At 51.1% G+C, this 26,248-nt stretch carries 23 protein-coding genes and 1 pseudogene; 19 read left to right on the top strand and 5 right to left on the bottom strand.

The annotated features are described in order from the left end of the window. Nucleotides 1-392, top strand: a 392-nt coding sequence (locus tag CHR62_RS15600) for a hypothetical protein (RefSeq protein ID WP_158609104.1), incomplete at its 5' end; no start/stop codon positions are given. Between the two features lie 70 nt (nucleotides 393-462). On the opposite strand, the gene CHR62_RS08730 is transcribed toward CHR62_RS15600, so the two are convergent. Continuing rightward, on the bottom strand, nucleotides 463-1,956 hold the full coding sequence (locus CHR62_RS08730) for a PLP-dependent aminotransferase family protein (protein WP_123660666.1): 1,494 nt from the start codon (nucleotides 1,954-1,956) through the stop codon (nucleotides 463-465). Between the two features lie 111 nt (nucleotides 1,957-2,067). Between CHR62_RS08730 and CHR62_RS08725 the strand changes: the two genes are divergently transcribed. The 12 genes from CHR62_RS08725 to CHR62_RS08670 all read left to right on the top strand — a co-directional run bounded on the left by CHR62_RS08725 (nucleotide 2,068) and on the right by CHR62_RS08670 (nucleotide 15,212). Continuing rightward, the gene (locus CHR62_RS08725; protein WP_093971694.1) at nucleotides 2,068-2,925 is read left to right on the top strand and encodes a YggS family pyridoxal phosphate-dependent enzyme; all 858 of its coding nucleotides are present in this window, start codon (nucleotides 2,068-2,070) and stop codon (nucleotides 2,923-2,925) included. A 44-nt stretch (nucleotides 2,926-2,969) separates the two neighbouring features. Continuing rightward, nucleotides 2,970-4,295, top strand: coding sequence for a serine hydroxymethyltransferase (gene glyA / locus CHR62_RS08720; RefSeq protein WP_093971693.1), 1,326 nt, complete (start codon nucleotides 2,970-2,972; stop codon nucleotides 4,293-4,295). Between the two features lie 73 nt (nucleotides 4,296-4,368). Next, nucleotides 4,369-5,046 carry a DUF1345 domain-containing protein gene (locus tag CHR62_RS08715; RefSeq protein ID WP_233574922.1) on the top strand — a complete coding sequence of 226 codons (678 nt, stop codon included), beginning with the start codon at nucleotides 4,369-4,371 and terminating at the stop codon, nucleotides 5,044-5,046. 138 nt (nucleotides 5,047-5,184) lie between these two features. Then, nucleotides 5,185-6,075: a LysR family transcriptional regulator gene (locus CHR62_RS08710; RefSeq protein ID WP_123660665.1), complete on the top strand. Its 891-nt coding sequence runs from the start codon at nucleotides 5,185-5,187 to the stop codon at nucleotides 6,073-6,075. Between the two features lie 211 nt (nucleotides 6,076-6,286). After that, the gene (locus CHR62_RS08705) at nucleotides 6,287-7,270 is read left to right on the top strand and encodes a DUF1852 domain-containing protein (protein WP_123660664.1); all 984 of its coding nucleotides are present in this window, start codon (nucleotides 6,287-6,289) and stop codon (nucleotides 7,268-7,270) included. 26 nt (nucleotides 7,271-7,296) lie between these two features. Next, entirely contained in the window at nucleotides 7,297-8,319 is a 1,023-nt protein-coding gene (locus CHR62_RS08700) for a methionine synthase (protein WP_123660663.1), read from the top strand. A gap of 128 nt (nucleotides 8,320-8,447) precedes the next feature. Beyond that, nucleotides 8,448-8,945 (top strand): flavin reductase family protein, encoded by a 498-nt coding sequence (locus CHR62_RS08695; protein ID WP_233574920.1) that lies wholly within the window; start codon nucleotides 8,448-8,450, stop codon nucleotides 8,943-8,945. Nucleotides 8,946-8,982: 37 nt separating this feature from the next. Then, the gene (locus CHR62_RS08690; RefSeq protein WP_123660661.1) at nucleotides 8,983-10,419 is read left to right on the top strand and encodes a methylenetetrahydrofolate reductase C-terminal domain-containing protein; all 1,437 of its coding nucleotides are present in this window, start codon (nucleotides 8,983-8,985) and stop codon (nucleotides 10,417-10,419) included. Between the two features lie 389 nt (nucleotides 10,420-10,808). Then, complete coding sequence (locus CHR62_RS08685; RefSeq protein ID WP_123660660.1) at nucleotides 10,809-11,486, top strand: type 1 glutamine amidotransferase domain-containing protein; 678 nt, start codon at nucleotides 10,809-10,811, stop codon at nucleotides 11,484-11,486. A 123-nt stretch (nucleotides 11,487-11,609) separates the two neighbouring features. After that, on the top strand, nucleotides 11,610-11,897 hold the full coding sequence (locus tag CHR62_RS08680; protein WP_123660659.1) for a twin-arginine translocation pathway signal protein: 288 nt from the start codon (nucleotides 11,610-11,612) through the stop codon (nucleotides 11,895-11,897). A gap of 137 nt (nucleotides 11,898-12,034) precedes the next feature. Next, nucleotides 12,035-14,035, top strand: coding sequence for a LodA/GoxA family CTQ-dependent oxidase (locus CHR62_RS08675; RefSeq protein WP_123660658.1), 2,001 nt, complete (start codon nucleotides 12,035-12,037; stop codon nucleotides 14,033-14,035). A 7-nt stretch (nucleotides 14,036-14,042) separates the two neighbouring features. Further along, on the top strand, nucleotides 14,043-15,212 hold the full coding sequence (locus CHR62_RS08670; protein ID WP_233574935.1) for an NAD(P)/FAD-dependent oxidoreductase: 1,170 nt from the start codon (nucleotides 14,043-14,045) through the stop codon (nucleotides 15,210-15,212). Nucleotides 15,213-15,324: 112 nt separating this feature from the next. Here the strand turns inward: CHR62_RS08670 and CHR62_RS08665 are convergent, their stop codons facing one another. Next, nucleotides 15,325-16,056, bottom strand: coding sequence for a spermidine synthase (locus CHR62_RS08665; protein WP_123660656.1), 732 nt, complete (start codon nucleotides 16,054-16,056; stop codon nucleotides 15,325-15,327). A 620-nt stretch (nucleotides 16,057-16,676) separates the two neighbouring features. Between CHR62_RS08665 and CHR62_RS08660 the strand changes: the two genes are divergently transcribed. Next, complete coding sequence (locus CHR62_RS08660) at nucleotides 16,677-17,348, top strand: transporter (RefSeq protein ID WP_158609103.1); 672 nt, start codon at nucleotides 16,677-16,679, stop codon at nucleotides 17,346-17,348. 25 nt (nucleotides 17,349-17,373) lie between these two features. Here CHR62_RS08660 and CHR62_RS08655 read toward each other — a convergent pair whose 3' ends face one another. After that, nucleotides 17,374-17,970, bottom strand: coding sequence for a VOC family protein (locus CHR62_RS08655; RefSeq protein WP_123660654.1), 597 nt, complete (start codon nucleotides 17,968-17,970; stop codon nucleotides 17,374-17,376). Between the two features lie 97 nt (nucleotides 17,971-18,067). After that, a complete protein-coding gene (locus tag CHR62_RS08650) occupies nucleotides 18,068-18,256 on the bottom strand; it encodes a hypothetical protein (protein WP_123660653.1) in 189 nt (62 codons plus the stop codon). A gap of 203 nt (nucleotides 18,257-18,459) precedes the next feature. Between CHR62_RS08650 and CHR62_RS08645 the strand changes: the two are divergent. The 3 genes and pseudogenes from CHR62_RS08645 to CHR62_RS08635 all read left to right on the top strand — a co-directional run bounded on the left by CHR62_RS08645 (nucleotide 18,460) and on the right by CHR62_RS08635 (nucleotide 22,581). Then, nucleotides 18,460-19,574, top strand: a pseudogene (locus tag CHR62_RS08645) (IS3 family transposase). A 722-nt stretch (nucleotides 19,575-20,296) separates the two neighbouring features. Then, nucleotides 20,297-21,007, top strand: a complete 711-nt coding sequence (locus CHR62_RS08640; protein ID WP_199722912.1) for a hypothetical protein — start codon at nucleotides 20,297-20,299, stop codon at nucleotides 21,005-21,007. 542 nt (nucleotides 21,008-21,549) lie between these two features. Beyond that, nucleotides 21,550-22,581 (top strand): aromatic ring-hydroxylating dioxygenase subunit alpha, encoded by a 1,032-nt coding sequence (locus tag CHR62_RS08635; RefSeq protein WP_123660652.1) that lies wholly within the window; start codon nucleotides 21,550-21,552, stop codon nucleotides 22,579-22,581. A gap of 151 nt (nucleotides 22,582-22,732) precedes the next feature. Here CHR62_RS08635 and CHR62_RS08630 read toward each other — a convergent pair whose 3' ends face one another. Then, a complete protein-coding gene (locus tag CHR62_RS08630; protein WP_119443155.1) occupies nucleotides 22,733-23,482 on the bottom strand; it encodes an IclR family transcriptional regulator in 750 nt (249 codons plus the stop codon). A 314-nt stretch (nucleotides 23,483-23,796) separates the two neighbouring features. Here CHR62_RS08630 and CHR62_RS08625 point away from each other — a divergent pair, with 314 nt between their 5' ends. Next, the gene (locus CHR62_RS08625) at nucleotides 23,797-24,564 is read left to right on the top strand and encodes an SDR family NAD(P)-dependent oxidoreductase (protein ID WP_123660651.1); all 768 of its coding nucleotides are present in this window, start codon (nucleotides 23,797-23,799) and stop codon (nucleotides 24,562-24,564) included. Between the two features lie 31 nt (nucleotides 24,565-24,595). Next, entirely contained in the window at nucleotides 24,596-26,044 is a 1,449-nt protein-coding gene (locus CHR62_RS08620) for an aldehyde dehydrogenase family protein (RefSeq protein WP_123660650.1), read from the top strand. Nucleotides 26,045-26,248: the final 204 nt, after the last annotated feature.

Here is a 26,248-nt window from a genome sequence, read left to right as displayed (position 1 = left end):
CACAACGATGGGTACTCTCCACGGTGCTCGAGCACCATACGTACAGCGCGTTCACGCACTTCGGGGGAAAATTTGCTTTGCTTCTTCATGGCTCCATTTTCTCAGATGTTGGAGCCTCCACAAATCCCGGGGCGCTTCAGAACATCTTTTATCTGCACTGCTTAGAGCCAGAGAAGTGGCCTATCTTCGATCAGCATACGTTTCGCGCGATGCAATACATTAAGACTGGCCAGATCGTTGAGATCGGTACGACGAATAAGCAGAAGTATGCAGCCTATAAAGATGAGTACATCCCTTTTCTACGCACTTTCGGAGGAAACAATGCCCGAAAAATTGATAGGGCGCTTTTCGCATTTGGGCAGTTCCTCAAACTTGCGGCAAGGTACGCCTAACCTTCATTTAGCGTATCGAATGGCACGCGGTCTGGTCGACTGCGGCTAGCCTACGGAACATCGCAATTTTCTACGAGAGTGCACGCATAATGCCCGCTAGCTTTTTTATGGCGACTTCCATCTCATGTGGGGCATGGGCAGCAAATCCCATGAGAAAGCCGGCTTTCAGCGGCTCTGACGCATGAAGTGAACTGAGTCCCAATAGATCAACACCCGCTTTTTTCGCGGAATCCACCAATTTTTTTTCGGAAATGTTTTTATTAAGCAGGCAGGGCATCTGCATCCCTCCGGCAGGCACGTACGACGTTACGAATTCACCTAAGTGCTTATGTATCAGTTCTGCCAGCGTGTCGCGTCGTTCGGCGTAAACAGCACGCATGATTCTTATATGCGCGCCGAAATGACCTCCCTCGATAAACCGAGCCAGTGTAAGTTGTGGAATGGCCGCGCTGTGGCCGTCCAGCAATGTGCGCGCTACCGTCATTGGAACCACCAGTTTTGAAGGCAGGATCATGTAGCCAATACGCAGGGCCGGAAATAATGATTTGGTGAACGTCCCGATATAAATGGTACGGTCATAGGGGTCTAGGCCCTGCACGCAGGCCGTCGGTTTACCTTCGTAATGAAATTCGCTGTCGTAGTCATCTTCGATGATCCAGCTTTGGTATTGCCTGGCCCATTCAATGATGGCTAACCGTCGGTCCAACGCAAGGGTGGCCCCGGTAGGAAATTGGTGTGACGGTGTGAGATAAACGGCCTTGGCTGAATTGCCGGATGTCTTTGCGGCGTTCTCAAGATGCTCCACCAGCAGGCCATTGGTGTCTAGCGGTACGGGTACACAAGTCAAACCTGCAGCATCGAATGCTTTCCGTGCGCCTTGGTAGACCGGATCTTCAATAAAAATTGAGTCCCCCGGGTCTAACAGCACGTTAGCGCATAGTGTCATCGCTTGTTGTGAGCTGGTCAGTACGACTATGCGCTCGGGTGTTGCGTGCGCACCGCGCTCGAGGTTCACATAATCTGCAATTGCGCGGCGCAGCGGCTCTAACCCTTGCGGGTCACTGTGCGTCAACGCCTTTGTTCCATATTCTTTAAGTACTTGTCGTTCCAGGCGTTCCCATGTCTGTAGTGGAAAATTGCGTGTTTCCGGTATGCCTGGCGCGAAGGGTCTAGGCGCCAGGAAGTCTCGCAAGCCACCGCCCTGGAACATTGTGCTACCGCGTCGGCTAAGAGGTCGAACCTCATCGCTAAGCTTGGTCTGCTGAACTGACTGACGTCTTGGGAGCCGATGTACTCGTTCCGAGATGAAGCTACCACTGCCAACACGCCGCTCAATAAAGCCTTCAGCATGCAGCTGGCTATAGGCCGATTCGATCGTATCGCGGGATACGTTTAGTGATTTCGCCAAGGCACGTGATGCGGGTAGCGGCTTACCGACGTCCAACGTGCCATCGAGAATCAATTGCCGGATGCCACGCTGTATGCGCGTATACAGCGGCAGGGCGTTTTGCGCGGGATCGCCGATCCAGGCTTTAACAGATTCGAGTTGGGCGTGTTTAAACAATTGGTCTGTATAGCTATAAAAAAATGGATGGGAACATCAGTCCATTTTAAAGCTATAAATTTGTTTGTCAGGTTTTCCCGTTCAATTGTTTTCAGGAACCCGTCCCAGGCCATGAAATCTGTCCCTGCATCTTCCCCCACTCGTTTGAGCGATCTCGCGCACCCCGCTGGGGCGGGCCTGATTACAAGAACCTGTCACGACCAGCATGGTCGTTATGCCGAAGCCCTTACGGTTAATGACTTCAGACGTAATTTGTCGACCGTACGTGCTCGTATTGATGCTGCCTGCCAGCGCGCTGGGCGTAACCCGTTGGCGGTACGTCTGTTGCCCGTGAGCAAGACCAAGCCGCAGTCTAGCCTGCGCATGGCCTACAAGGCAGGTTGTCGAATGTTCGGGGAGAACAAGTTACAAGAAGCCCATCAAAAATGGGAGTCCATGCAGGACCTAAGCGATCTTCAGTGGTCGATCGTCGGCCACCTGCAAAGCAATAAAGCCAAATTGGTGGCTCGATTTGCGACTGAGTTTCAAGCACTCGATAGCTTGCATATTGCCGAGGCATTGGATCGCCGCTTACAAGCGGAAGGCCGCGCGCTGAATGTATTCGTACAGGTCAACACTTCCGGCGAAGCGAGTAAGTATGGGCTGGCCCCTGAGGATGTGGGGGCATTCATTCAAGCGTTGCCTGCTTTTTCTGCGCTTCGTGTGCGTGGCCTGATGACGCTCGCTCTTTTCAGCGCTGAGGCTGAGCGAGTGCGTCAGTGCTTTGTGCTTCTACGCAGCCTGCGCGATCAACTCAGGCAGAGTGCGCCCGTTCAGGTGAGCCTGGACGAATTATCCATGGGCATGTCTGGCGATTTCGAGATTGCCGTTGAAGAAGGGGCCACCGTCGTGCGTATCGGGCAGGCCATTTTTGGAGGCCGAAATTTGCCCGATAGCCATTACTGGCCAAACAACGGCGATATCAGTTAGCTGATCAACTTACCTCATGAACTGCAAGAGCAAAGGACCAACCCATGCATGACACCTCCGCAACCCTTACGAATTTTGACCCCGAACTGGCTAAAGCGCTTGAGCATGAAAAACGTCGCCAGGAGGATCACGCTGAACTGATTGCTTCCGAGAATTACGCAAGCCCACTCGTGATGGCCGTCCAGAACTCTGTTTTTACTAACAAGTACGCAGAGGGCTATCCGGGCAAACGTTACTACAGCGGTTGTGAGTACGTGGACGAAGCCGAGAGGCTAGCCATTGAGCGAGTAAAAGCGCTGTTCGACTGCGATTACGCCAATGTTCAGCCACATTCGGGTGCTCAGGCCAATGCTGCGGTGTTTTTGGCACTGGCTAATCCTGGCGATACCGTAATGGGCATGAACTTAGCTCAAGGTGGCCACCTGACTCACGGTAATCCGTCTAATTTCTCGGGCAGACACTACAAGATCGTGCCTTATGGACTTGACCCCGAGTCGGGCCTGATTGATTACGACGAGATGGAACGCATCGCGCTGGAAACTCGACCCAAAATATTGATCGGTGGCTTTTCGGCCTACTCCCGCTATAAAGATTGGGAACGGATGCGCGCTGTTGCTGACAAGGTTGGTGCCATTTTCTGGGTAGATATGGCCCATGTTGCGGGTCTGGTAGCGGCAGACGAATACCCGGACCCACTGCCTCACGCTCATGTCGTGACCAGCACGACGCACAAGACCTTGCGCGGGCCACGCGGAGGGATCATTCTTGCTAAAGGCCAAAACGAGGAGTTCTATAAAAAGCTCAACTCTGCCGTATTTCCTGGTATTCAGGGCGGTCCGTTGATGCACGTTATTGCCGCTAAAGCGGTAGCCTTCAAAGAGGCGTTGGCACCTGAATTCAAGATCTATCAACGCCAGGTGGTATCAAACGCTCGCGCAATGGCTTCAGTCATCCAGCGGCGCGGCTACAAGATTGTTTCAGGCGGCACTGACAATCATCTGATGCTGATCGACCTGTCTGATAAGCCCTATACAGGCAAAGACGCCGACGCTGCGTTAAGCCAGGCATACATAACGACGAATAAGAATTCAGTACCCAACGACCCGCGCTCGCCATTTGTCACATCAGGATTGCGCATCGGCACACCCGCAGTAACGACACGAGGATTCACTGAGCCTGAGTGCGAGCTGCTGGCTGATTGGTTGTGCGATGTGCTGGATGCCTTGGAAGTCGGTAACGCTTCGCTAACGAAGCTCACTCAGACGACTCGCGAGAAAGTCATGGGTTTGTGCCGGAACTATCCCGTATATGTTCAGAATGACGCGGGTGACAACGTTACGTTAGAACTTGCGAAGGCGCGTTCTTATTGAGGCTCTTTTTTGCCCGCCCAGCACCACCGGCAATTTGCTACAGTACGAGCGAATCTTAGATAAGGGTGGGCCCATGATCGTTGAAAAAGATAAGGTGTCTATCGGATGGATGAGACGAAGCTGGCAGCGCATGCATCGGCGTCGTTACTTTACGGTCAGCGTTTTGATTTTTATTGTGCTCGCCATTGCGCTGGTATTTCTCGGGTTGCGCCCCGAGCTTGGCTTGCTCTTGGCTTTTGACATCGCTGTCGTGGCTTTTTTGGTCGCGACAGCCATCATGTTTTTCCGCTCAGATATTGCGTCCATCCGGGAACGAGCCCATAAAGAAGACGAAGATTATTGGGGGTTTTTGCTAAGTACGGCAGCCGTAGCAACCGTGGTGTTAGTGGCGTTGGCAGGGGGGCTGCATCCAAAGCAACAGGCAGATAGTCTTCATATTGTGCTTGCGGTGTGCAGCTTGGTTTTGGCCTGGTTGTTCATGCACACTATCTTCGCGCTGCACTACGCCCATGAGTTTTACGGCGACAACAAAAGTGAACATGCCGGCTTGTATTTCCCCGGTACCACTGACCCAGACTATTGGGATTTTGTGTATTTTGCGTTTGTTATCGGGATGACGTTCCAGGTTTCCGACGTGCAGATCAAATCACGGGAAATCCGACGCGTTGCCTTGGTGCATGGCCTGATTGCATTTTTCTTTAATGTGTTCGTTATTGCACTAAGTGTAAATATTGTGGCGGGGAATATGTGAGCTGTTGGCCTGTGGCGGTTGCGATCGGGCAACACTGAAAGCGTGTACGTGCAGCGCTAAGGCCCGTGATGATAAGAATGATTTTTGATGAAGTAAAATATTTTTATCTAAACAAAAAGTGAATTTAATTCATAGACCATGCTCGATCGTATTCATCTGTCCATCGTACAAGAGGTTGAAAAGCAAGGCTCACTTACCGCCGCTGCGACGGTTCTTCATGTCACACAATCGGCTCTGAGCCACAGCATGAAAAAGTTAGAGCAACAACTGGGTACTGATATCTGGTTGCGTGAAGGCCGCAGCCTGCGGCTGACACAAGCGGGCCAATATCTGCTTTCTGTGGCCAACCGGGTGCTGCCGCAATTGAGTTTGGCTGAAGAACGGCTACAGCAGTTTGCGCAGGGCGAGCGTGGCACGCTGCGTATCGGCATGGAGTGTCACCCGTGCTACCAATGGCTACTTAAGATTGTTTCGCCCTATCTGACTGCCTGGCCAGATGTAGAAGTTGACGTCAAACAAAAGTTCCAGTTTGGTGGCATTGGCGCTTTATTTGGCTATGAAATAGATCTTCTCGTCACGCCTGATCCACTGAACAAGCCAGGGCTGATATTTGAGTCCGTCTTTGATTACGAGCAAGTTTTAGTCGTTGCTGCCGATCATAGACTGGCCAAAAAGGAATTTATAACCCCCAAAGAGTTGACCAATGAGGTCTTGGTGACTTATCCGGTCCCTGTCGAGCGTCTGGATATTTACAGCATGTTCCTGACACCAGCAGGAATTACGCCCAAAAGCCATAAGCCCATCGAAACAACCGATATCATCTTGCAGATGGTCGCTAGCGGTCGCGGCGTAGCGGCATTGCCACGTTGGTTAGTACTGGAATACACAAACAAAATGAATATTGTTCCAGTGAAACTAGGCAAGCACGGGATTGCCAAAAACATCTTTCTTGGTATTCGTGAGGCTGACAAAGACATTGATTACGTGCGCTCATTTATCGACAAAGCAAAGGCTCTTGAGACGAAGTAACGAGATCCGCCTGGATAGGGTAGGGGGCTTCTTGATCTATGTTGTACATGCCGAAATTTGACCGGTGAATTGCTTGATTAAATCTATCGCATGAGAAAACATCATCAATAGATGAAATTAAATCACTTTTTTTCATGAGACGAATTGCCTAACATTCAACTCAAGCATCTATTCAAGATGCAGCGAGTTAAAAATTTAGGTTAGAAGTCACATGAATAAAGAGTTCACATTTGCCGTCAAGCGTACTCGTTTCGACGAGGACTATTGTCCTTCAGAAGCGACGCGTCTCACTACCAACTTTGCAAACTTGGCCAGAGGAACTGGTCGTCAAGAGAATCTGCGCGATACGCTCAAGATGATCGACAACCGGTTCAATGCCTTAGCGCATTGGGATAACCCGCAGAGCGATCGCTACAGTGTGGCCATTGACATCATTTCTGTTGAAATGGATATCAATGGCGAAAGCGCCGGGAACGGTCTTCCACTGATTGAAATATTGAAGACCAGTATCGTTGATCGAAAAACCAACGAATGCATCGAAGGCATCGCGGGCAATAGCTTTTCGTCTTACGTTCGTGACTATGACTTTAGCGTAGTGCTGCCAGAGCATAAAAAAGACGGTTCCGACTTCAGTCTGCCAGATAATTTTGGCGACCTTCACGGAAAACTTTTCAAAGCATTTTTGACCTCGGACGCCTACAAAGCGAACTTCTCCAAGCTACCCGTCATTTGCCTGAGTGTTTCAACCAGCAAGACCTATCAGCGCACCGACAACCAGCACCCCGTCTTGGGGGTCGAATATGTGCAGGACGACTACTCTCTGACCGACGAGTACTTCAGGAAGATGGGCATGGAAGTCAGGTACTTCATGCCTGCTAACTGCAAAGCTCCCTTTGCGTTTTATTTCTTTGGCGATTTACTCAACGATTACACGAATCTCGAGTTGATCAGCACGATCAGCACGATGGACACCTTCCAGAAGATTTACCGACCCGAGATCTACAACGCCAATGCTGAAGCGGGCAAGTTATATCGCCCACGCCTGACAAATCGGGATTATTCGCCGACCCGCATTATTTATGACCGTGAAGAGCGTAGCCGCCTGGCCGTTCAGCAAGGGAAATTTGCGCAAGAGCACTTTATCAAGCCGTATCAGGCGACGCTGGCGCAATGGGTAGCCAACGGCGCGCTTTAAGAATACTAACAATCAGGTTGTTCATCATGAAAAAATTATTACCGACGTCGACGGCGGGCAGTTTGCCCAAACCTTCCTGGCTCGCAGAGCCCGAGAAACTGTGGTCCCCTTGGAAAGTGCAGGGCGAAGCGCTGGTTGAAGGCAAGTTGGACGCGCTGCGTCTAGCTTTACAAGAGCAACAACTTGCCGGGATCGATATCGTCAGTGACGGCGAGCAGACACGGCAGCATTTTGTGACCACGTTTATTGAGCACCTGGATGGCGTTGATTTTGAAAAGCGCGAGACGGTCAGAATCCGTGATCGGTACGATGCAAGCGTGCCGACCGTTGTGGGTGCCGTCTCACGTCAAAAACCGGTCTTTGTTGAAGACGCAAAATTCCTTCGTCAATTAACCGATCAACCGATCAAATGGGCCCTGCCAGGCCCGATGACGATGATCGATACGCTCTACGACGCCCATTACAAAAGTCGTGAAAAGCTGGCTTGGGAATTTGCCAAAATCCTCAACCAAGAGGCTAGGGAGCTTGAAGCCGCTGGGGTCGACATCATCCAGTTTGATGAACCTGCATTCAATGTCTTCTTTGATGAAGTCAATGAATGGGGCGTTGCCACTCTCGAGCGGGCGATCGAAGGCCTAAAATGTGAAACCGCTGTTCATATCTGCTATGGCTACGGCATCAAAGCCAATACCGACTGGAAAAAATCGCTGGGATCCGAATGGCGGCAATATGAAGAAGCCTTCCCCAAGTTGCAAAAATCCACTATCGATATCGTTTCGCTGGAATGCCATAACTCGCATGTTCCTATGGACTTGATCGAGCTCATCCGCGGTAAAAAGGTCATGGTCGGTGCTATTGACGTGGCAAGCAACACCATTGAAACGCCCGAAGAAGTCGCTAATACGTTGCGAAAGGCACTTCAGTTTGTCGACGCCGACAAACTCTATCCTTGCACCAACTGCGGCATGGCGCCGCTGGCACGCAACGTGGCACGAGGCAAGCTTCGCGCCTTGGCAGCAGGCGCAGAAATTGTGCGACAAGAGCTTTAGAAATAACTTCGAGAGGACAAAGTTTCGTCGAATTTAACCAGCGACGACACTTTGTCCTCTTTCATTTCGATTTCTCCTCAATTCATAAAAGTGGTATGCAACACTCAGGCCCCACCATGTCATCCAACATGACGTCAATCGATTCGTCCCACTTTCGCAAAGCTCTCGGACACTATGCGTCGGGCATCACAGTCATTTCCTCGTTAGTCGAAGGTGAGCCAATCGGCTTCACCTGTCAGTCGTTCTACAGCGTATCGATGAATCCGCCGCTGGTGTCGTTCAGCGTCATGGCTGGTTCTGCCAGCTATCCGAAGATTCGCCAGGCAGGTCGATTTGCAGTCAACATCTTGTCAGATAAGCAGGTCCGAATTTCCAACCAGTTTGCCCAGAGGGGGGCCGATAAGTGGCAAGGCGTCGAATGGTGGGAATCGCCATTAGGCAATCCTGTCATCGCGAACAGCGTGCAATGGCTCGATTGCGAAATCTACGCCGGGCACGCAGCGGGTGATCACGTCATCGTGATAGGCGAGGTCAAAGCTTTAGGCCCCGAAGACTCGGCTGTAACGCAACCCTTGGTGTACTTTAAAGGGCAATATCACATCATTGCTGATCAAGCCGTAGCCTGAAACCTTATTCAGAAAGTACCGAGCCGTATTTAACGCAATGAAGCAAGCCCTGCTCGACGGCCAATTTTTCTGTGTATTGGAGATTATTCCTCGACAGTCATCGTCGAGCACCTCCGCACATAAAAAAATTTTGCGACGCGGACATTTAGCCGGTTGGCCCCTGTTTCTATCTTTCTCCGATAGGGTTGGTTTGCACTGCGATCTCAGCCCACTTGAGGGTGCAGCAGCACTGGGCGATCCGTCCTCATCGTTGCTCCATTTTTCAGGCAAGGATCGTGAACGCATAGACCTACTGCTCTACCTGGATGCGATGAAGGCCCGTGGTTTGAGCCAGTTATTGCTTCTAAGTGGTGATCGCTTGCCATGCCACCACCCCGAGCAGTCCCCGGTACACTATCTTGAGTCGGTTCCTGCATTACAGATTGCTCGTACACATTGTCCAGACTGGCTTCTGGGTGCAGCATTGAACCCATTTAAGTACCTCGAAGAAGAAGGCTGTGCCCAGTACCTGAAAGCGCAAAAAAAAATCTTGGCTGGCGCCGATTTTTTGACTTTGCAGTTGGGTTTTGATGCTGCCAAGCATCTTGAGGCGCAAACTTGGATGAGCGCCCAGGCGGATACGAAACCAATGCTTGCCTGCGTGATGCAGTTGACCGCTAAACGCGCAACTGGGCTTAATCATGTGCCAGGTATTGTTATCACCAAATCCATGCGTGCCGTCTTGGATCGCGAGCTGAATGTGTCCTTGAGCTACGCTGACACACGAAGCTTCGAGCGTCTGGGCTTGCAAATCGTCGGTCTTCAGCTGATGGGATATGCCGGGGTTTATGTGTCAGGTGTGCATGCCTTGGATGAGCTGATTGCATTGGAACAAGTCATCGGCAGGTATCGTGACCGTATAAGCTCCGTGGCTGATTGGATGGGACTGTGGTTGGAAAGCTGGGAGATACCAGGGGCTCCTAAAGTCTGCTTCACGCCAGAGAGTGCCAACTGGGAAATAGGGCAATCCGATGTTAAAGCATCCCATCTAGAGCAGCTGCGATACACGCTGCTGTCCAAGGTCCATCATCTATTTTTTAGTCGTTACGGATGGCTAAGCAAAGCGTTTGGCTGGAATGTGACGCGGCCTTTCTGGAAAAATAGTACTGCTGCCAGTGCACTGCACGCGTTAGAACGAGCCATTAAACGGCCGCTGGTCGGTTGTGATACTTGTGGTAATTGCCGCTTGCATGACACCTTTTATGTGTGCCCGGAGACCTGTCCCAAAGGCCTTGCCAATGGTCCTTGCGGTGGTACCCATCTTAATCGCTGTGAATTTGGTGATCGTGAATGCATACACAGCGTCAAATATCGTATTGCCAAATCTGTTAATCAATTGCCTTTACTAAGCCAGCCCGTTACACCGTGCATCGATGCTATAGACCGACGACAAAGTTCTTGGCCTAAATGGTTCAAGCAAGACCCTGATCGGTGAAAATAGCAACAAAGTTGCAAACTCAATAAAAGCTTAATTTTCAATTTTTGGTTACCTCAGAGCGAAAATTCAGCTATCTCGATTCTTTTCATCGAACGTGTGACTACGGCCGCACCAGCCTACCTTCTTTGGGTTTGACGCTCAACCTCCGCCAGTCCGATCCAAACTCAGTGCTCAGTTAAAGCGCATCCAAAGGTATTGAATACTTTCGTTAACTAGCAGAACATAATGTGGACATGCGTTGAATAAAGGTAGGTGGCTGGGGAAGACATTCCCGCTCCCATCTCAGCCAGCAATTTTAGTAAGCCGGTGGTTGGCGCAGCCAGCGAATAAGGCTGCGTCGACAAGGCCCCTCGCATTCCCATCCCCCCATTCAAAGAGGACAATTAATGAAAATTCTGATGATTCTTACTTCGCACGATCAGCTGGGGGATACCGGCAAGAAGACGGGTTTTTGGCTGGAAGAATTCGTCGCGCCTTATTACGTATTCAAGGACGCTGGCGCGCAGATTACAGTGGCTTCGCCGCATGGCGGGCAGCCGCCGCTGGATCCGAAGAGCGATGATTCGTCGGCGCAGACCGACGCCACTCACCGCTTCAAGAATGACCCGGCAGCTCAGGCCGTACTGGCCAACACGCAAAGGCTGAAAGATGTCTCGGCCGCTGACTTTGATGCTGTGTTTTATCCCGGCGGTCACGGTCCGCTCTGGGATCTGGCAGAAGACTCCACATCAGTCGCGCTGATTGAAGCCATGTTGGCCGCCGGTAAGCCAGTCGCTGCCGTATGCCACGCACCAGGCGTGCTGCGCGACGTTAAGTCGGCCGACGGCAAACCGCTGGTCCAAGGCAAGTCAGTCACCGGTTTCACCAATACCGAGGAAGAGGCCGTCGGTCTCACCAAAGTGGTGCCGTTTCTGGTGGAAGACATGTTGAAAAAGAACGGCAGCAATTACAGCAAAGCCGATGACTGGCAGCCATACGTAGTCAGTGATGGCCTGCTGATTACCGGTCAAAACCCGGCGTCATCAGAGCCCACTGCCAAGGCATTGCTGAAGATTTTGGGCTGATCAATCTTCGCGAATTTTGCCACCCTAATTTATTAGCATCAAACCTTTAATTTGAAACACAGATACGGTATAACCTTTAGATAAATTCAAATTAATACACGCAAACTCCAGGAGCTGCGGCCCATGAACACTAAGCGTAGAGACTTTATAAAAGGGTGCACCAGTGCGTGCGTGTTGTGGGTGCCGGGTTTGGCAGGTGCGGCTGCGTTGGGTAGCACATCTAGTCCGTCTGTTACCGATACCGAAGTACACATCGAAAAATCTATCAAGGCGGGCTTTGGTGGCGGCTTTGCATTGCGCGGGCATCGTCGCTCGGGTGATTTAACCTACGCCGAAATCGAGCATCGTGGCAACCGCTATACCGTGGCGTCGGCTGATCTGGTTGACTGGAAAGTTTTAAGCGCGGTCTGACCTTACTTTGCTTTGCCATATTCTTGGCTAGCGTTAAGCGTTGGCTTTCCCCTTATCTATTAGGGCCGTGCAAAGGTTGTTGATTAAATCGCGCTTTGCCTGATGCCCAGCAGATGCACCCCAAAAGGAGCCGCGTCGTGTCCCAAAAAATCAAAAGTATTCGCATCCATCCCGGTATTGGTCTTGCACGTATGGGGAACAGTGATGAGTTTTTTATCGGCCCAGAGGCACCTGGGGTTGTCGTTGATCCCGGCGGCAGTGGTGGCCCTGGCCCCGATGGCGGCACTTATCGCGACAGCAAAGCACGGCTTAAGCGTCAGGCGCAGCGCTATCGCGTGTATGCCTATGACGCCGACGGCAAGGTTGTTGCCGAGCTCACGTCAGACTCTGAGCTGGTCAAGTCTTTACGCTGGCGCGTTCATGTCAGAAACATGAAGGCGGCGAACTATGCGTTTCAGGGCGCTTATTTGTTTGACCCAGACGAGTTGCGCAATCCGTCCATTCAACCCGGCAAGAAGCCCATCGAGCGCACGCAACTGATCATTGATCCGGGGGTTCATACCATTACCTCGGGTCAGACAGAGCCCGTGGTCATGAAGGGCGATGTATTTACCGGTATTGAAAAGGGCAAGCTGCCTGGGGCCTTGCGGTTTGAGGGGTTTACGCCCAAAGATACGTCCCAAGAAGTTGAGGTGACGTACACGCCGGCAAAAGGTATTGAGTTAGGTCAGTTGCGGCTCGATGCACAAAGCCGTTTGTTGTTTGTGCCTGCCCCCGGAAAAGGGGACTGCGTCACGACACCCAAGGTAATGCTTTCGAACCCCAGCGAGTTCGTCGAGCCGCCCAACGGGCCGGAAAACGGTAAAAATCCGTTAACCAATCAGTTTGCGTACTTCAACGTGCCAGGCTGGTGGGACGACACTTGTGGCGGTGAAATTGACGCCACAGTAACGCTTAGCGACGGCACGGTGTTAAGCACACGGGACAACGTCAAGACAGAAACAGACGACGGCACTCGCAACCCCAACGCCGGCGCCTGGATCATCACGGCGCCGCCTAAGTATGCGCCCCATATGTACCACGTCGTGTCCATCCTCGACCGCGTGTACGAAGCCTTTCCAGAGGCCTATCCCAATGCAGGCAAAAAAACCAATTTTTATCGGGATATCTATCCGATATTTGCGAACGCGGTGCATTACGGCTGGGTTAGCGCAGAAGCGGCGGGGGTCTTGCCCGACGCCAAGAATAAAGGGCATGGTCCGGCCCAGTCCGCTAACTTGCTTAACCCTGGCTATTTGGCCTTGCTAAGCAATCCGGCCGAGAACATGAAGCCGATTCGGCAGACCATTTATCGCCTCATGCGTCACGCCCCTGGGCAGCGTGGGCGCTTGGTCGATTCGCTGATGCCGCCGCCTCCCCAGCGCCCGACCAGCTGGAAAAATGATGAATTTAAACGCGCCGAAGTCGATACCTTGATGCCCAAACTGTGGGGTACAGGGGGCAAACCCTTGCAAAATAAGCAATTAGGTATCGACCTGCCGGATCAGTTCCTGAGTCTGACGGACTGGCAATTGGCCCATCTGAAGAATTGGGCCGAAGGGGATTTTGAAGTTGGCGAGATGCAAAAGCCCGTCGCGTTTGACAAGTTGCCACTCAACGATCAGCCACATGCTCTGGATAGCGCCGCGCTGCAACCCACCATTGGTGGCGGATTTCACCCAGGCATCGAGTTCCCCTACCTGATTATTTATCGTGAGTTTTTTGCCGAGGCGTTCCGGGTTGGAAAAGACGTCGAACCCGGCTCGCTTTCGGCATTTATGTCCAGTCCGTGGCAGGGCGATTTCTGGTCGTGCAACGAGGCCTGGTGGCCCACGCAGCGTCCAGATATCGTCTTCGAATACGATGCCAATACCAAAACCCGCACCTATAAAGAGTGGTTCCGCGGTTACGACGCCGATGGCGAGCCCTTGTCGTCTACCGATGGCTATGAGCAGATGGCTTATGCCTGGCCAAAGCTGGGCATGGTGCTGCCTATCAAGACGGCCGATGGCGACTTCCTGAAAGATAACGGGTCTGTTGTGTTTGTCGAGCAAGAGCGAGATCCGTCATTGAACCGTCCGCCCGCCAAAGGGAACTGACCTTTTGGTGTCATCGCCTGAAGAAGCCACCGATACGGTATGGGACGTTATCGTTGTCGGTGGCGGGCCGGCCGGGTCTGCCACCGCAATAACGCTGGCCAAGTTTGGCCAGCGTGTTTTGTTGGTAGACGAGCAGGGCGGCGTTAAGTTCAAACTGGGTGAGTCGCTGCCGCCTTTATGTGTGGGTTTGGTCACGCACTTTTTAGGCGACATTGATGCGCCCGAAGCAGGGCTGTGCGGCGTGTTCCGGACGGCCGGAAACGTTTCTGTTTGGGCGTCCGATCAACCCCAGATCTCCGACTTCTTTTTTACCCAGACTGGTTTCGGTCTATGTGTTGATCGCGTGGCCTTCGATGACGCGTTACGTCAGAAGGCGGTTGCGGCGGGCGTGACACTGTTGACGGGAGCGCGCTTTGAGTCTTGCACTCGGCTTGTCAACCACACGTTCAACTGGCAACTGCAATGTGGCCATGGCGTGCCGGTGCACCAGGCGCGTTATCTGGTCGATTGTACGGGTAGACGTTCGGCCGTCGCCAAGGCACTGGGTATAACCGCCCTTGACACCGACGACAAGCTGTTTGCCTACGCACAATGGTTTGCAACGCCAACTCAAGATGACGACTGCTACACCCGGATCGAAGCCGGGCCGCATGGGTGGTGGTACACCAACCGTTTGCCCGGTGTGCAAGGGGGCATGACCAAGCGTCTGGTCGTTTTTCATACGGACAAAGACTTGCCGCATGCCAAGCTGGCGGCCACTGTCGAAGGTTTTCAGCAACTATTGGGTGACTCTGCCCATATTGGTTCTTTGCTGGCCGATCACGGTTATCGACCGTTCGGCACCATTCGGGGCGCTGCGGCCAACAGCCAGCGGCTGGCGTCGTTTTGCGGTGATGCCTGGATGGCTGTGGGCGATGCCGCCCAAGCTTATGACCCGTTGTCGTCCCAGGGTATCGATAAAGCGCTCAGGTCTGGTAGCCATGCGGGCCATCTGATTCACTATGCGTTATCAGACGGCCCGACCAACAGCGGCGCGCTTGGCCACGACAATCACTATATAGGCCAGTACGTTTTGCAGCAGCAACAACTGTGGGACAAGTACGCGTCACAACGCGATTTTTACTATCAGACCCAACCCCGATGGACAGACCAGCCATTTTGGCAGCGTCGTAGTTAGCAGCGTTGAAAAGATGATGGGGCGGCTGTACCGGCCGATTGCGGCCAATTTGGCGGACTACCAACGGGGCTGCTTTCAGCCAGATTGCAACAGTATTTTGGCGGTTTTCGCCTTACGCATCCCTAATGTCCTGGCTCATCCAGCTGTAAAGCCCTGCAACCCAGCTTTGGGCGTGCAGGCCGAATGCGGCAGAAACATCTTCGGCGCGTGCGTAAAGCGCGTCAAAATCGATTGACGGTGGCTGTTTAAAGGCAATAGCTACCATATTGCCATCGTGGACTTCAGGTAACCAGGCGACGGCAGGGAAGGCGTTTTCGATCATCCGAATGTGCGCAAGGTGTTCAGGCCAGTCGCAATACAGGTTTATGGTCATCATGCCTGTGCGTGACAGGATATTTGCGCAGGCCCCGTAGAAGGCTTCAGAGCTAAGAACTGGGCTATGTGCTTTTGCATCGTATAAATCAACCTGCAAAATATCGACCGAGCGGCGTCGCGAAAAATCTGTGACGTAATCTGCCGCATCCATGCTTAAAACCTTCAGTCGGTCGTCGTCGTTTGGTAACGCGAAGTGGCTTCGACATGCCTGAATAACTTCCGGGTTGAGCTCGACCGCTGTGATTCTTGAGAGCGCAAGGTGGTGGTAGCAAAATTTTGTTAGCGCCGCTGCGCCCAGGCCAAGCTGAACAATATGTGCGGCGTCGTCGCGAAACAGTAGCCACATCATCATTTGTTGAACGTACTCCAGCTCGATCGAATTGGGCTGGTCGATGCGCATTGTGCCTTGTACGGCGGCAGTGCCGAAATGCATGCTACGCACGCCGTCGAGTTCAACAATATTTACCATGAAAAATCGCTTTTTTTGCCGAGTATCAGCTAGTGCCGGTGTTCGTCAAATAGGCGCCGTACACGTTGTTCGAAATTGCTTGACCCACCCACGGGGGCTTGCTACGGTTTGCACGTCTGCGATGCCGCAGACTGTATGGTAACGGTAAGCCTGTTTTTGCATTTAACCCAACTTGCCTACCCATGCCGATCCGAACGCTTGGCAGGGCCGGTCATTACGATCGACCTGATGTGTTCCGCTTCGACCTTGACCGCACACCGCACACGACATTGCCCGAATCAACAGTGCAGCAGGGGGTGATTAGGGCTGCCAGTGCTTCGACTAAAGTGGTTTGAGCGGCACTCATTAAGATCCCCGAACGGATACTGCTTAGGTAAACTACGCGCAAAATAATGAAGTGCTCGATTTTGGGGACATGAAGCACGTTGTCGGTTCAGGATGGCGTGGTCTAGAAAAGCCGGCAGATTATTTCATCTTGAAAGACAAACATGCGATTCACTGTGTTGCCAAGGCGTTGGGCCTTATTGGCTTGTTTAGTTTTGCCGTGTAGCGCAAACGCCTTTTTTCCCTTTGATTTTGACGATGCAGATACCGAAGGCAAAGGGAAAAGCGAAATCGAGATGAGTTTCGCGTACCAAAAAGATCGTGCCATTGTCTTAAATGATGCCGGCGATGAAATGGAGGTCGCAACCGACGCGTCCAATACGCTGCTTTGGTCGTACACGTATGGCGTTACAGACAACCTTGACGTATTTATAAACAAAGCGCGCCAAGGCAATCCATATGCTGGCTGGCTAAACACGCAAGTGGGTGCACAGTGGCTCTTTGCGGGTGACCAGAATCGCGGATGGAGTTTTGCACTCATGCCCTCATTGATATTGCCTGTCAGCCAAAGAAGCGAGGCAAAGGGGCTTGGCTCGGCAAAAACCAACTTTGAGCTGATCTGGATTAGCTCATACGTGTCCAGTGACTATGAACTGCATTTTAATGTGGGGTACTCGGGTAATCGTTATTCCCGCTCAATAGAAGACGAGCCTCGCCGACATCTCTGGAGCGTTTCGGTGGCACCCATTTGGGTGCTTAATGAGCAGTGGTCTTTGGGGGTGAGCCTGGGCGCAGCCACGAATACCGACGACACAGGGAAGTACACCCCGTTTGGTCAGTTTGGCATCAGTTATACGCCGATTAAAAACGTGCAAGTTGGCCTGGGGGTAATGGTCTCGCCCAACTGGAGGAAAACAGACGGCAGTCGCAGTACAACGATGACTGCCGGTCTGTCTTATGACTTTTGAGGCTTCACATGAATTGGTGGGCTTTTCAACGCTCTGGTGACCAGAGCCGTGTTTTTGCATCTTTTTCGTAGGCCATGCCATTGGGGTAGCTGATCAGTTCAACATGCATGCCCCAGGGGGTCAGCACGTAGTTGATAGATTGGCCGGCCGCTGGGCCTTCTTTAAGTTCGAAAGGCCCCATAAAGGTCTTCAACCCAAGGGCCTTCGCCTTCTCTACAGCAGTCGCAATATCTTCAACATAGAAGGCAATGTGAGCTCCGCCATAATCACTGTTTCGGGGCAATTCTTTCTTTTGGTCCGGCGAACTGTACTGGAATAACTCGATATTTGAGCCATTACCGCAGCGCATCATGGCGATCTGATGAAGGACAGCGCGAGGATGGACATTGACAAGGTCCTGCATGAAAGTCCCTTTATCGTCACTGAATGGACCAAACCTCATTACCTCGGTGCAGTCTAGTACATCACGAAAAAAAGTAACGCCTTGCTCGATATCGGGTACGGTAAAGCCGATGTGGTCGATGCCGCGAACACCCGGAATGGCTTTGCCGTCAGAAGCCCAAACGCTGCTGAAGGACAACAACAAGGCCGCGCATGCGGTAGCCATGGTGAATCTTTTCATAGACGCTACTCCCAAAATATGTGAAAGAAAAAATAGTGACTAAGTCACCTCGAACAATATAAACCAGAGTGAATAGGGGTGTGCAGGTGTCGGTGCGCTACAGCACTTTGCTTTGTGGGAAGGTGATCAGGCGTGATTGAGTGGCGTCAACGCTATCCATGAACTGAACGGGGGCTTCTTTGATGTCCCAGTTCATTCCGGCTTGCTTTTGCCAGACCTCAATAGGCTGGTTTGGACTGAGTTGATTGCCCAAGCCAAGCCAGGGTGTTTGGCCGACATAGGCCATTTGTTCAACGAGGTGATCCGCACAGCAGGTACCTGACGGACCTGTAGAAGCGGTCTGGGCGATTAATAAAGTCAGACAAGCTTGTTGTCATCTTGAAAATCCTTGATTAGGGAAGGCGGCATAAAAAAGGCCCAGGGGTCGTAGACTTCCCTTTTTGAGCAACAAGACGAAAATAGAGGCTTCCTTTCTTTTTGGAGATTGGGATGAGGAAGTCGAAGTTCACGGAAAGTCAGATTGTGGCCATCTGGGCCGAGGGCGATGCCGGCTTGCCGGTGGCTGAGGTTTGCAGGAAACATGGCATCAGTAACGCGCTTTATTACCAGTGGAAAAGTAAGTATGCAGGGGTCTCGGTTAATGAGCTCAAGCGCGTACGAGAGTTGGAAGCCGAGAACAGTCGGTTAAAAAAGATGTATGCCGGGTTGGCGCTGGAGAATACGGCGATCAAGGATGTACTGTCCCGAAAGTTGTGACACCGGATGCAAGACAGGCGGCTGTTGCAGTCATGGTAACTGAGCATCGCCTGTCCAAGGCCAAGGCCTGCCGTTTGGTGGGCCTGTCGCGTACGGTGTTGTATCGGCCAAAAGTGGATCGATTAGCTCGAGACAGCGTTGTGATCGATGCTATTAACGACGTCATTGCCAAGCGCCCTCGCTGGGGCTTTTGGAAGTGCTTTGATCGGATACGGCTCGATGGTCACCGTTTTAATCATAAATGGGTCCATCGGGTTTACTGCGATATGGGACTGAACATGAAGCGCAGGACCAAGAAACGGATTCTTACTAGACCAGCACAACCTTTGGTTTGCCCTGGAGGTTTGAATGAGACTTGGACACTGGATTTTATGCGTGACACGCTCTATGACGGACGAGCATTCAGAACCTTAAATGTTATTGATGAAGGCAACCGAGAGGCATTGCGCATTGAAGTTGGCAAGTCCATTCCTGCGGCCCGAGTCGTCAGGGTGATGAATGAGTTGCTGCAGTGCTATGGCAAGCCCAAAGCGATTCGTCTGGATAACCGTGCCGAGCTAACAGCGCAAATTTTTATTGACTGGACACAGGCCAATGAAATCCAACTGTGGTTCATTCAGCCTGGCAAACCCAATCAGAATGCATTTATTGAGCGATTCAACAAAAGCTACAGGGAAGAGGTCTTGGATGCCAACCTGTCCAATACCTTGAGCGAGGTATAAGCCGCAACCGATGAGTGGGTCATGGGTTACAACGAATTCAGGCCCCACGAATCCTTGGGACGGGTGCCACCGACAACCTATATGCAACGAATTTTTAAACAGGAAATCTCTATTTCTGACTTATAGCCTTGACAGGGAAGTCTATTTATTATCAGATAATGATGAATGCCAACTCATTCATACTTTCAGGGGCAATGGGCTAGCTCTACCTAAAGAGAACATCGTTGCACTTATGGAAGTTCGACCCATCCTTCAATGATACGCACGCACTGGTGCATAGAAAGGATACTTGCGACCTGAAGCAGACATTGACCGCCCCCCCTAAAAGCTGAAATTAGTTTACAACCCTGTTTGATCGCAGACCGAAGGTGGCGTTAAAAACCCCCACACTCTGCCTGTTCGTAAGCTATAGTTTATCGATTTAAAACTTGTCGGATCTCGCGGAATTTTTATACTTGAACAACCCTGTGTCTAGAAACCTAGGCTACAAGCTACTGTCAGGCTGTTTCAGTTTCAAGAACAGCCCACAGGGTCCAGTTTATCCGACGGGTGTTATGCTTTAAATTACGCTAATAAACCTCTGCATGACCCCCTCGCTCTTACCAGCCACCGAAAGAGTTACACTCGCTCTCAGTCGTCTCATTTTTGAAAATCATGAGAGCTGCGTCAGCTGCGCACACGCGTTTCGAGAGGGTGAAACTTCAGTCGCTGGCTACGGACTGAACAACGAGCCGCTGTACGTTTGCAGTAGTTGCGCCAGCACAAAGCTAAAGGAAGTCGCACGGCGTACCTACTTCATGGAACGGCCCTATAAGGTGCCAGAGCCGAACGCCGTCCTATGGCGATACATGGACTTCACTAAGTACGCGGGTTTGCTATCAACAAAGTCGCTCTACTTTCCGAGTGCTGCGTGCTTTGATGACTCCTTTGAAGGAGCGAAAGGCTTAGCCAAGAGCAAACATAAGTGGGACGCTTTCTACCTTGAGCACTTCAGAAAATCCATTCGAAGTATCCCGCATAACGAAGGCGATCTTTTCCCGACTGAGGAAGCTATCGAAGAAAACGCGCAGAGACTCTTAGATAGCCTCGAAGATGTGGGGACTAGGGAGCGTGAAAGCACATTCATCAGTTGCTGGCATGAAAGCAGGTACGAGTCCGAAGCAATGTGGAAGCTGTATTCCACTTCAATGAGCCACGCCTTAGCCATCCAGACGACCGTGGGCTCCATTTATACTGCACTTGGTAAAAATCCAGATATTTCAATCGGCCGAATCGAGTACGTTGACTTCGATGAGTACTTCGCCGATGTAAATGGTGCCTTCTGGCGCAAACGAAAATCCTTTGAGCATGAACGCGAAGTTCGCCTTTTAGTCAGCGACGATAGCCAAGTAGCCTTGGGCCTTGCACTTCCATGCGATATTCCAACTCTTATTCAATCCGTGGTCGTTTCACCAAAGGCTCCCGATTGGTTCCTACTGCTCGTAGAAGACCTTACGGTGAAGTTTGGATTTCAATTACCTATAAGTAAATCAAGGCTGGCTGAACGGCCGTTTTTTTAAAGCTGTGACGTGACACTTCAATCGATAGGAGATATGTCGGCAATCCGGGTCATGCTTGCATCTCAAACGTTGAGCGACTGCTCTCGTCTGTCTCCACCGACGGCTATTGGCCGAAGGCTGCCAGAGCCGTACGACTGAAATCGGCCCAGAGTTGAGAGTCACGGATGTGTGGCTTGGCTTTAGCGCTATTTATTTATTACCTGTAACGATCATGGGGTAAGCCTGTGGTAGCTAAAGCGAATTATCACCAGCATCTAATCGCAGACCAAGCATGGAGTCTAACTTGAAATAAATTCAACGACTCGAAAGTCAGGGCGCTTCACTTTTCCGCATTTGTTGAGGAGGCTCATCTCAGCTACCCACCATTCTGAAATTTTAGTTCCGGCTCTTGCGTTAAAATGTCCGCTTGGTGTATATTATTATCGCCAGACGGACATTTTGGGCTCTATCATCAGTTCACATCGAAGATACATTGGTTCGTAATACGAGCTGGAAGAGTCTTAATCGTTGATTTGTTTTGTCGAGAATTATAGGAGAGAGACATGTTTCAAAAGAATGCGTGGTACGTAGCAGCAACCCCCGACGAAATTGATGGAAAGCCTCTAGGCAGAAAAATCTGTAATGAGCAAATCGTGTTTTATCGTGGCCCTGATGGCAAGCCGGTAGCCTTGGATGATTATTGCCCGCACCGCGGCGCACCCTTGTCGCTAGGCAAGGTAGAGAGTGGAAAGCTTATCTGCGGTTACCACGGATTGGCAATGGGAAGCGAGGGTAAAGCGGTTTCAATGCCAGGGCAGCGAGTCTCAGGTTTTCCTTGTGTACAAAGCTACCCGGTAGAAGAACGCTATGGCTTTATTTGGGTCTGGCCCGGAGACAAAGATAAAGCTGATCCCGAGCTAATCCACAAGCTTCACTGGGCGGACAACCCAGATTGGGCCTATGGCGGTGGTTTGTACCACTTCAATTGCGATTATCGATTCGTTATCGATAACTTGATGGATTTGACGCACGAAACCTATTTACATCCTACCAGTATTGGTCAGCGTGAAATTGAGGAAGTGCCTCCGACGAGTCGAATGGAAAATGGTAGCGCTATCACCAGTCGCTTCATGCATAACATCATGGCGCCACCCTTTTGGAAAGCTGCATTGAGGGGCAATAATCTCAAGGATGATGTACCTGTAGATCGTTGGCAGATCTGCCGCTTTTTTCCACCAAGTCATGTAATGATTGACGTGGGCGTAGCTCACGCTGGTCACGGTGGGTTTGAAGCTGATCCCGCGCACAAGGTGAGTAGCGTCGTGGTGGACTTCATTACGCCAGAAACTGAGACATCGACTTGGTATTTCTGGGGTATGGCGCGTAACTTCAATGCGCGTGACCAAGGGCTCACTGACCAGATTACTAGCAATCTTAGCAAAGTGTTTTTAGAGGACAAGGAGATGTTGGAGCGTCAGCAAGTTAATGTCGAGCGGACTCGTCGGCCTCTGCTCAGTCTCAATATTGATGGCGGCGGTATGCATGCGCGTAAGATTATTGATCAGCTTGTATCAGAAGAGCAGTCTACGTCGTGATTTGATGTGCAAGGCGCACGACATCTTATCTGATGTTGTACGCTACCGTTGAATTGAGCCTTATAAGTTAAAAAGACTAAGCCCCATGATTGGGGCTTAGTCTTTTTCCTGATCGTTTGACTCAGTTTTGTCGAGATCGCAGGTTTTAAACCTAACCACCAAGTTGACTTGATAGTGTCTTTGTTTCTGTCATGAGTAATTCGCCAAGCTCTTTGATTTGAGCAGTTCCTAATCTTACATTGGGGCCAAACACACCAATTGAGCCTGCGACCTGTGTTCCTCCGGTAAAAAAAGGTGCGGCAATAGCTACGGCGCCCGGGATAAGCTCTTGAAGACTAACGGCGTAGCCTTGCTGACGGGTTCTCGCCAATTCTTCTTGAAACTGCTTTGGGTCGAGATGAGTGTTTCTCAGGTACCCATTGAGTTGGTCTTGGTCAACGTCTGAGTACGCCAAGATGGCACGGCCACTCGCGCCCAGGACGATACTTTCGCGATAGCCCACACCCCTCTTAAAGCTTAACGGCTGAGCGCTAGGGAGCTCACTGATACATGTCCTGTAAGCGCCTTGAGGTATGAAAAGAGCGACAGTTTCACCTGTGGCTTCCCATATACGGCGTAGTACAGGCTTTGCAAATTCGCTTAGTTCAAAGCTCGATGTCCAGACGTGAACCAAGTGAGCGACCGATGGGCCAAGCCTGAACTTTTGTGGTTCTCCAACAGACATAACAAAGCCACTTTGTTCTAGCGTGTAGAGCAGTCTGTATAAAGTGGGTCTGCTGAGATCTACACGCTTTAGTAGTTCACCAGCGGATAGCTCATAGTCCGCTGCCGTGAATGCCATCAGGATATCCAGTGCGCGATCAACCGCGCGAACACTGTCCCCGAGCCTTTCTGTGGTCATGAAGTTCCTTCAGATGAATATTAAGTCGATACCTTGATCCGTAAAGACCCTGATAAAAAACACCGCAAGAATTTGTCCGTCAGACGTATAATAGTATCGTCTGGCGGACAAATTCAATAAGGTCACTGCTAAGGGCGGGTTGTACTGTTCATTGACACACACCAAATGGTCGTCATTAGCAGTCTCCTTGTAGCTCGAAATTCATCGCCCCAATGCCCTGATAATTACTGGAATTGTATCTGAAACAGCCGTCTGGCTACCAGACTAACGAAACACAAAAGATCCATTTAATCAAACCATTGAGGACTAAGAATATGGATAGGAGCAAAAAATTAAGCGGACGCGTTGCCATCATTACTGGATCTGCGCAGGGCATAGGCGCGAGCTACGCAAGCGCGTTGGCAGATGAGGGGGCTGCAATAGTGCTAGCCGATATTTTGGATGCTGAGCCATTAGCGCAAGAGATCCGCCAGCGAGGAGGGAAGGCGATGGCATTGAAGGTTGATGTCACCAGTGCGTCGTCGGTCAAGTCGATGGTGGCTAATTCGGTAGAAGAGTTTGGATCTGTCGATATTCTAATTAATAACGCAGCGCTATTCGGGAATGTTCAACCCAAGCCTTTTCTTCAAATTACATCCGAAGAGTGGGACCGAATGATGTCCGTAAACGTTAGGGGGGCGTTTGAATGTGTTAAAGCCGTTGCCCCGCAAATGAAAAAACAGAAGTACGGAAAAATCGTAAATATTGCATCTGGGACTGTTTTCAAAGGTATACCGTTGATGCTGCACTATGTGTCATCCAAGGGCGCCATCGTAGCAATGACACGTTGTTTGGCGCGCGAGTTGGGTGACGATGGAGTTCGGGTTAATACGCTGGCACCCGGTCTCGTAATGAGTGAGAGCGTCTTGGACAATCCAGCTTGGCGTGGAGCCGTTGTTCAAAATAATGTGAATAGCCGCGCAATCAAACGTGATGCTACGCCAGAGGATATGTGCGGAACGATGGTTTACCTGTGCTCTTCTGAGAGCGACTTTGTCACTGGGCAGGTGCTTGTTGTTGATGGTGGGTCAGTGACTCATTAATGACCGCCAACGTTCACTTAAGGGTATGTAGATGAAAAGTCGTAATTTAATCGATGGCAATTGGGTTGAGGCTATAAGTGGGGAGCGTGCTAAGAGTATTGATCCCTCCACCGCTTTGCCGATTGGATCTTTTGCGGCGGGTGCTCGGGCCGATGCACAAGCGGCAATTGTTGCTGCATCAAAAGCATTTGAAGATTGCCACTGGGCGCAGAATCCTCGGTTGCGCCAACTAGTGATGTTGCGCTGGGCAGATCGACTAGAGGAAAAATTAGAAGAGTTGGCAACACTCCTTGTAACGGAAAACGGAAAAATCATCTCTCACGCACGGGCCGAAATGGCGATTGCCATATCGGAAATTCGTTATTACGCTGGACTTGCCCGGCATATTCCAGGAAATGTTCTCGAGGTCGAACCGGGTGTATTTTCCACACTGTTGCGTGAGCCTGCCGGGGTCGCCGCGCTTATTATTCCTTGGAACGCCCCAGTTGCCTTATTGATTCGTTCCCTGACACCAGCCCTAGCTGCTGGGTGCACAGTCGTAATCAAGCCAGCGCCTCAGACTGTTCTGATCACGACTGAAATCATACGCGCTTTGCATGAAGATGAGGCACTCATGCCGGGCGTCGTGAATATGGTTGCAGAAACAGGGCATGAAGTGGCTCAAGAGTTTGTGACGTCGCCAGACGTTGCCGTTGTTAGTTTTACTGGGTCCAATTTGACTGGGCAACGCATCATGGCTGCAGCTGCGCCGACAATGAAAAAGCTGTCGCTGGAGTTGGGTGGTAAATCATGTGCTCTTGTTTTTGAAGACGCTGACATAGCTCGGATGGTCCCTATGCTAACGGCCGGTGCCATCATTATTTCAGGACAGCAGTGTACGGCCGTACGCCGGATTTTGGTGCATGACTCCAAATATGAGGAGGTGAAGCGAGCTTTGAAGGTGAGCTTTGAGCAGATTGTTGTAGGGCCCGGTCATCAAGCGGGAGTTGATATGGGACCTATGATTGATGAGGCCTCTTTGTCTTTGATCCAATCAAATATATTGGAGGCGACGGATATTTGCGATGAAGTGATAGTGAGTGGTGGACGTCTAGGCGGTGCACTTGCGCGAGGTTACTTTTTAACGCCCACGTTAGTTGCACATGATGACCCCTCCGCTGACTTCTGTCAGAAAGAACTATTTGGCCCTTTTGTGGTGTTGGAAAGGTTTGCGGATGAAGCGGAGGCAATTGCGAAGACGAACTTTACCGAGTACGGGCTCTCAGCCAGCATTTGGACACGTGACGGTGCCCGCGCAATGCGGCTGGCACGAGCACTTCGTAACGGTACCGTTTGGATTAATGACCACAATAAATTGTTTGCTGAGGCTGAGACTGGTGGCTATAAGCGTAGCGGTTTAGGTCGCTTGCACGGTCATGATGGTCTTATGGACTTTATGGAGATTAAGCACATTTACCAATCCGTAGGTGTTGCTGCGTGAACGTTTTTTGATCCTAACTGTAGATATATTTCTTTGCTGTTTGACTCTGAAACCCCGAGCTGCCGATAGGAAGCTCGGGGTTTTTCATTGTTAGCCAATGTTCCTTTGCGAGCCATAGTCTGGCCTATCCGACAGCCTATAACTAAGTAATAACCCGCATTTTAAGTTGCCATAAATATCCGTACAATGGATACTTATCTTGCT

This window comes from Pusillimonas sp. NJUB218 (assembly GCF_003788685.1).
In the GTDB taxonomy this organism is placed as follows: domain Bacteria; phylum Pseudomonadota; class Gammaproteobacteria; order Burkholderiales; family Burkholderiaceae_B; genus Neopusillimonas.
The sequence above is the reverse complement of the archived record's forward strand: the minus strand, read 5'-3'. Positions and strand labels throughout refer to the sequence as shown.